The following is an 8,007-nucleotide window of genomic DNA, read 5'->3' as shown; positions in this document are numbered from 1 at the left end:
CGTCAACAGCACCTCATCACCGAGACCGTGCACACCCGTCGCGGGCAGCACGTCATCCAGCGCCGCCGTGAGCGCGACGAACGCATCCGACAGTGCCGCCGCAGGTTCGGCGACCGGTGCGTTCGAGTTGTTCATACCGAGGAGTCAAGCAGCACCCACCGACATTCCGAACCGACTCCTGACCAGGAGTTTCACCTGTGGATAACCCGACCGAACGGGCACCTGTGGACGGAAAGACCTGCCGGATCAGATGCGATCGGCAGGGGGCCGACACGCGGCCTACCACCACTGCAGCAACCGACGGAGAGCGGTCCACCAGCGGCGACCATCCGATACCGCACAGCGACCATCCGATACCGCAAAGCGACCATCCGATACCGCAAACAGGGGGTTCGGGCAATCGCTCCGGCGTTCCGGAACCATCCCGTCGAGGGTGAAGGTCGTTCAAGGTGTTCTCGACCCGGATCAGACGCTTCCGCAATGTCGCACGCCCACGACCGCTGCTTATCCGCCCGCGACCGTCTCACTCACCACGCGTCCGTCGTGCAGCTCCAGCACGCGGTCGGCGCGCGCGACCAGCACCGGGTCGTGCGTGGTGACGACGGCTGCCGTTCCACGGTCATGCACCAGCGTGACGAGCAACTCCATGATCGCGCCGGCCGTGATGCTGTCGAGCTGCCCGGTCGGCTCATCCGCGAACAGCACCTGGGGCTCCGAGATGATCGCCCTGGCGATTCCGACCCGCTGCTGCTGCCCGCCGGACATCTCCGGGGGCCGCTGCGCCGCGTGCTGGGTGAGGTCGACATCCTCCAGCGCGCGGGCGACGCGCTCCTCCCGTTCCGTTGCAGAAACGCCCAGCAACCGTAGAGGCAACTCGACGTTCTCGGCAGCCGAGAGCACGGGGATGAGCCCGAAGCCCTGGAACACGAATCCGATCCGGTCGCGCCGGATGCGCACGAGCTCGTCCTCGCTCGCCGCACTCAGCTCCGCGTCGCCGAGCCATACCGACCCGCTGGTCGGCCGGTCCACGGCCGCCAGCATGTTCAGCAGAGTCGTCTTGCCCGAACCGGACCGCCCCTTGATCACGAGCAGCTCGCCCGGCCGCACCTCGACATCCACTCCGGCGCACGCCTCCACCCGCGTCGCTCCTCCACCGAACACCCTGGTCAGTGCGTGAGCACGCAGGATCGGGGCGACGGATGCCTGTGCCTCGGTCAAGGTGTCTGTCACCGGATCTCCTCCTCGGCGATGGGGGTGGGGTCGGTTTCGACCGGCGAGGCCGGCGGTACGGTCGGAGGCACGGACTCGACCGGAGGCACGGGAGGGAGCGACGAACCGGGCGATGCCGGCGCAACGGCCGCATCGGTCGCGGGCCGCTGGGCGGGCGAGACGCGCACGTGCGTCGTCTCCAGCTCGAGCCGCACTCGGTCGCGCAATTGCAGTCGCGACACGTACTCCGCGGGAAGCTGCAGCCTGCCGGAGCGGTCGATCACGGTGAACTCCTCCGCCACCGAGTGCTCGCCCGCGTCGCCGTGGCTGCGGAACACCTCGGTCGACGTACGGCCGTCGCGGATGAGCACTGTGCGGCGCACGTGCTCCGACACGGCCGGATCGTGGGTGACGATGAGCGTCGTCACTCCGAGTTCGCGGTTGACGGTGCGCATCACCTCCAGCACTTCGGCGCTCGTGGCGTCGTCGAGTTCTCCCGTCGGCTCATCGGCGAGCAGCACCTGTGGCTCATTCGCGAGGCTGACCGCGATGGCCACCCGCTGCTGCTCACCGCCGGAGAGCTGCGCGGGCACCCGGTCGGCCAGCCGGCCGATCTCGAGCACGTCGAGCAGTTCGGCCGATCGACTCTGCCGCGAGGGGGTCCCCGCCAGACTCATCGCCATCATCACGTTCTCGCGCGCTGTCAGATAGGGCAGCAGGTTGCGTTCGGTCTGCTGCCAGATGAATCCGACCACGTGCCTGCGGTACTCCAGACGCTGCTTGCGCGTGAGCGACAAGAGGTCGCGACCCGCGACGCTCGCCTTCCCCGCGGTGGGTTTGTCGAGTCCGGAGAGGATGCCCAGCAGCGTCGACTTGCCGGATCCGGATGCGCCGATGATGGCCACGAGCTCCCCGCGCGAGACCTGCAGGTTCAGCCCCTGCAACGCCTGCACCTCCACTCCCTCGCCGGAGTAGATGCGCACCAGGTCGGAGCAGCTGATGGCGGTATCGGTGTCGTTCACAATTCCTCCTCTGCCGCACGAAGCGTTCTCGCCGGATCGGAACGCCGCGCCGCCACCACTGCGAATGCCAGTGCGGCAGCGGTTCCCAGGGCGAAGAGCGCCACGACGAGGCCGACGGTGCCCGGGGAGAGCGCCAGCTCCGGCCTTGCGAGCGCGCCCGTGACGGCTCGCAGGTCGACGGCGGCCACCACGAGCCACGACAGACCGATGCCGGTGAGCACACCGGCCACGATGGCCGTGACCGCGAGCGGCACGACCTCCCACGCCACCAGCGCGGCCGACTGCGTCCTGTCGAAGCCGAGTGTGCGCAGCACGGCCAGCAACTTGATGCGCTGCCCCCGCGCCATCGCGAGCGTGAGCAGCAGCGCTCCCACCGCCATGAACAGCGCGAGCACGGTTCCGGCGAGCATCAGGCTCTGGATGCCCGCCAGCAGCGGTCCCCGCCCCTGACGCATCCGCTCCGCTTGCACGGAATCCACGCGGGCACCCCTGCCCGCCACTGCCTGCGCCGCGGCCGCGACCTTCGCCGTATCGACTCCGGCGCGCACGCCGATCATCGCGAACATCGCCGCGGATTCCTCGCGCAGCGATGCCGGCACGTGCGTCTGGTCGACGAGCGCCCAGGTCTCGTCGGTGAGGAACGGGGCATCCATGTCCTTCGCACGATGCACGACGTGCACAGGCATCGTGGTGCGGCCGTCATCGAACGTGAGGCTCGCCGCAGGGGCCGACCCCGGCAGCCCGCCCACGACGACAGGCGTCGAGCCGTTCCTGCCGGAAGAGGTCGCCGGGAACAACCGCTGCCCGTCCGCGACGTTGGTCTGCGCAATCGCGATGGCGCGAGCATCCACCAGGTAGGCGGCGACGTTCTCGCCTCCGGACGTGCTCGCGTAGCCGACGAGGCGCAGCGGGGCGACCGTGGTGACGCCGTCGATGGCGCGCAGGGCGTCGAGCTGCGCGTCGGTGAGCCGTCCGTTCACGGTGACGTCGGCGCCGACCCGGGCGACGGCATCCGCCCGGGCGCTCGTGACGAGCGTGGTGAATGTGGTGCTGGCGAACACGGCCACCGCCACACCGGTGAGCATCGCGAACAGGGGCCAGCGGCGTCCGGCCCCGCCGCGCGACGCGGCCGCCCAGCCGACCGGGGAGACCGCACCCCTCGATGAGCGCGCGACCCGGCCGATCAGCCGCAAGAGGCCGGGGTACACGCGCAGCACGAGCACGCAGACCGCGAACACGAGCAGCAGCGGCGTGGCCACGAGCAGCGGATCGATGCTCGTCGGGTCGGTGGCGGTCGTCGCACCGCGCTGCAGCAGCAGAACGCATGAAGCGCACGCCAGGGCGAGCACGAAAAGCTCGGCGATCAACGCCGTCACGGGTCGCCGCTTGGCCGTGCTCTCCGGCGACGCCGTGATCGCGACTGCGCACGGCGGCACGATGGCGCATGCGGCGATCAGAAGCACGGCGGATGCCCCCACCGCGTCGAACACGCGGGCGGTCGCGAGCATCGCCCCGACTCCACCCACGATCGCTGCCGGCACCGTGACGAGAGCGGTCTGCAGGGCCAGCGTTCCGCGCACGCGCCGCTCGGAGCCGCCCCTCGCCCGCACCAGCTGCAGCTCGCGGGCACGACGCGAGGTCATCAGGCGGGCTCCGACGAACAGCACGGCGACGGCCGCACCGAGCGGCCCGATCGCCACGATCGCAAGAAGTGTCGGCACCGGACCCTCGCGCGCCGTGATCGATTGCGCGATGTCGGGGAGCCGGCTGGTCATGCGCAGCGGCCGCGCCGTGATGCCCGCTCCGGTCTCGATCGGCTGCGCCAGGAAGCTCGTCGCGGCGGCCGCGATCCCGGGCAGCGACGCCACGTCGACCTCGGACGGCTTCACGCCGTACCAGGCGTACACGTACGGGGATCCGAAGCCCATGGCCAGCTGCGGCCAGGCATCCGGATCCATCCAGACGACGCCGTGATACAAGGTCGTCTTCGAATCGTCGGACGACACACCGACGCCCAGCGTCGACCGCACGGGGTCGAGCGCCCAGTAGTCGTCGGAGGCGTTGCGTGGTGTCACTGTTCCGACAAGCCGGAACTTCAGAGCGAATGCCTGGTCGGTGCCGGCCGCCTGGCTCAGCAGCGGCGAGGAGTTCACGGCGCCGATGTTGAGATCGACGGTGCGTGTCGTGCCGATGCTCCACTTGAGTCGCTTAGCGGTGGCCCCCGCGATGGCCACATCGAGCGTGCGGCCGTCGAGCCCGCCCGTCGGCCAATGTCCGTGGGCCAGTACCGCGTCGGAGTGCAACCAGGGGTCCGCCTCGATCGAGAGACCGAGCGCCGATCGTGGGGGATCCGTCGCGACGCGCTGAATGGGAAGGCCTGGCGGTGTGTTCGCTCTGGCAATGCCGTCCGAGCGCGCGACGAACCGGCCGGGACGGGTGATGGAGCGCAGCGCCGGCTGCATGGTGCTACGCGCCTTGTCGAGCGCGTCCGGCAGGCCGGTCATCAACGAGCCGGCAGTGGAGTCCAGGCTCTCTCCCCCTGGGACGAACTGCACGGCCACGGTGCCGGTGAGGTCGCGGTCGACGACGGATGCCTGTGCGAGCCGGTCGCGGGCATCCGCCGTCACGAGGGCGCTGGTCGCCGCCGGCCACGCGACCACACCGGCGGTGGCGAGCAGCACCACGATGCCGAGCGCGACGAATCCCGAGCGGAACGCCTTCATCGGACGCAGCAACAATGCAGCGGCGCTTTCGTGACGGCTGTCGCGCTCACTCGCACCTTTGCGGTGCGCTGGAACTGCGTTCACGTCGTCGTCCTTCCCGGAACGGCGCGAACGGCGCTTCGGTACAGTGCGACGGCGTAGCGCACCACGACGAGCCCCAGCACGATCAGCAGAACGACGAGGCACCCGACCAGCCAGTCCACGTCGAAGGTGCCCACCACGGGCAGCGCCGGCGGAGCACCCGGGACCGAACGTCTGGCCAGCGCGTTGCCGGCGACGAGGGTCACCACGATGCCCGCCGTCACGCCGCACATCAGTGCGTAGACGATCGCGAGCGCCGCCTCCGCGGCGCGTGTCGTCGCCTGCACCTGCGGCCGGAATCCGATGGCGCGCAGGATGACCGTCTCGCTGCGGCGTCTGCGCCAGAGCGCGGCGAGGCTCGCGGCGAGTGCCACGACGGCGAGCGCACAGCATCCGTATGCGCCGAGTTCGAGAGCGAGCACCACCGGGCCGATGAACCTCGTCGGAAGGGCCACGTCGGGGGTCGCGACGGAACCGGATCCGGCGGCTCGATGCAGTGCGGCTGTGGCGAGGCGGGCATCCTTCTGCGCCACGACGAAGACCGTGTCGACCGCCGGCAGATCCTGCGAGGTGCGCAGCATGACGGCGGTGAGCGTCGGCAGATCGACGAGCGCCGCAGTCGCCGTGTCGGTGCCGGGCACCTGCGGGGTGACCGCGGCGACACGGGCCTGCAGCGAACCCTGCGGCAGATCGATCGACGTGGTGCTGCCGACCTTGAGGCCGGTCTGCGCTGCCGTCGCTGTGCTGATCGCGACCGGCACGGTGAGCGATCGCAACTGGGGTGCAAGCCGTGCGCGCACCGATGTCGCCGTGCTGGACGCGACGTTGCCGTCGAATCCGAGGTCGCTGGCGCGCCCGTTCGTTGCGACGCCGTCGCCGTTGTCGTACACACCGTCCTGCAACCGCCAGCCCGTGCGAGGCATCGTCAGGCGCGTTCCGCCTGCCGAGGCGGACTCGATCGCGACCCGGATGTTCCGCAGTGAGACGGGCGTGTACGAATCGGCAGCGGGCGGCAGGTCGACGGCGAGGTCGAACGCGGAGATCGTCCAGACGCCATCCGGGATCGCCAACTGCACCCTCTGCTGGGGAGCGGATGCTTCTGCCGTCGCGACCCTGGACACCGGCACGTCGTCGGCGGACACCGGGATGGCCTCGCCGCTCGGCGCTGTCAGCCACGCCGTGATGTGCGAGGTGGTCGCCTCGGAGGCGCCGGCGCGCACCGTGAGCGTGACCTGCTTCGCGCCGACCGGGACGACGATGCCGAAGTCGGACACGTCCACGACTTCATCGCCTCCGGATCGATGGCCGGAACCGGGGACCGAGCATCCGCCGTCCGCGATAGGGCATTGGCGCGACCGCGTCAGGTCGAAGGCGACGGCGTTCGCGTCGAACATCGCATCCGGCGCCGTGCTCAGCGCCTGCAGTTCGGTCGCGCGCACGCCGACCAGGTCGACCGGCAAAGGCCCGATCTGCGACGGAATGGTCATCGCGGGTGCCGCGACGCTCACTCCGTGTACGCCGGCGATCTGCTTCAGCGGCACAGCATCGGATGCACCGCCGGCGAACTGAGGCGCGTCGAGGTCGAGGCGGGCATCCCCGCCTACGACGAGGCGGGACGAGGCGGAGAGGAATGAAGCCCAAGTCGCCTGGTATCCGCTGGCGAACGTCGAGACGGCGACGGCCAGAGTGAGCAGGGCGACCGGGGCTGCGAACACGGCTGCGTGCCGCGAGACCAGGCGCATCGGCAGCGATGCGACGCCCGGCGACCGCGACACGCCGGTCTCTATCGCGGTCGAGACTGGCGCGAAGAAGATCACCGCGAACGTGGCCAGCGCGCACAGAACGGCGGCGGGAGCGATCACCGCGACGGGGTCCACCTCGCCTGCGGATGCCTGCCCCTGTACGAACCGCCACATCGAAATGGCCGCCATGGCCAGCAGCACCAGGGTCGCGCCGGCGGAGATGCCGAGCCGAGTACGCCCGGAGAGCTGCCGCGCCTCACCGGATGCCCGCTCCGCCGCGAGCGCGGAGAAGGCGAGGACCACCGCGACGGACGCGATCAGCACGCCGATGCCCGGCAGCGCCAGGGCTGCGGTGCCCGGTATGCCCACGGTGAGCGCGAGCGTGACGACCGCCGCGGCCGCTCCAAGGAGGCAACCCACGACGGCGGAGACGACGATCTCGACGCCATCGGCCAGCACAATGGCACGAACCGAGGCACCGCGGGCACGCAGCAGGCGCGTCTCGTTGTCGCGGGCATCCACCAGTAGTCCAGCCAGGAGCGAGAGGGCGATCACGCCCGCGACGGCCAGCACGGATGCCGGCACCGGGAGTACCGCGGAGAGAGCATCGTTCGCCTGCTCCATGCGGGCAAGCGCCTCCGTGCCACCTCCGGAGACGGAAACGCTCGTGTCACTCATGCCCGGCAGACCGCTCACGATGTCGCCGAGCCGGGACTCAGCGCGGCGCACCGACGCAAGCTGGTCGGGACGGATGCGCGAGGCGTCCGGCGTCACTGTCCAGCGCGCGGAGAGCGCCGCGCCTTCGTTGCCACGCACGAAGACCGGCAGCCCGGCGAACTCCTTGTGCAGCGCCGCCCGCACGTCGGAAGTGGACGGATGCTCGTCGCCCGCGCTCCACGTCCACGAAGCCGTGCGCGAGACGGACGACTCCGGCCCCGCCGCGAGCGTGCTGCGCACGGACGCGACCGGTCCCTGCGCCGCCACGCCCACGATCACGCCCACGAGTGCGGCGACGATCGCGATCGTTCCGGCCATCGCCGCCAGCAGTCCGATCTGAGCGCGGGAACGCACGCGCCACAGCGCGCCGCCTGATTCGCGGTGGTGTCGGGCGTTGCTCGACGGCGAGCCGTGCGCCTCAGGTGGGGTTTTCCCGGCGGGCACCCGCCCACCCTAGTACCGACCGTCCTACCCTCATGAGGGCCGGCCGCGGTCGCTGCACATTTGCGCGCT

At 70.5% G+C, this 8,007-nt stretch carries 4 protein-coding genes; all 4 read right to left on the bottom strand.

What is annotated here, in order from left to right; translation table 11 throughout:
* Positions 1 to 504 precede the first annotated feature (504 nt).
* From ACYVII_RS12395 to ACYVII_RS12380, 4 genes are read right to left on the bottom strand one after another with little or no spacing between them, the layout of a single operon-like run.
* Positions 505 to 1,230: an ABC transporter ATP-binding protein gene (locus tag ACYVII_RS12395; RefSeq protein ID WP_460535431.1), complete on the bottom strand. Its 726-nt coding sequence runs from the start codon at positions 1,228 to 1,230 to the stop codon at positions 505 to 507.
* Entirely contained in the window at positions 1,227 to 2,231 is a 1,005-nt protein-coding gene (locus tag ACYVII_RS12390; RefSeq protein WP_460535429.1) for an ABC transporter ATP-binding protein, read from the bottom strand. The genes ACYVII_RS12395 and ACYVII_RS12390 overlap by 4 nt, the downstream gene beginning before the upstream one ends.
* On the bottom strand, positions 2,228 to 5,038 hold the full coding sequence (locus ACYVII_RS12385) for an FtsX-like permease family protein (protein WP_460535427.1): 2,811 nt from the start codon (positions 5,036 to 5,038) through the stop codon (positions 2,228 to 2,230). Before ACYVII_RS12385 ends, ACYVII_RS12390 begins: the two co-directional genes overlap by 4 nt.
* On the bottom strand, positions 5,035 to 7,938 hold the full coding sequence (locus tag ACYVII_RS12380) for a hypothetical protein (RefSeq protein ID WP_460535425.1): 2,904 nt from the start codon (positions 7,936 to 7,938) through the stop codon (positions 5,035 to 5,037). The genes ACYVII_RS12385 and ACYVII_RS12380 overlap by 4 nt, the downstream gene beginning before the upstream one ends.
* Between the last annotated feature and the right edge of the window lie 69 nt (positions 7,939 to 8,007).

The organism is Humibacter ginsengiterrae, from assembly GCF_054780115.1.
This window is presented reverse-complemented; position numbering and strand designations above follow the sequence as displayed.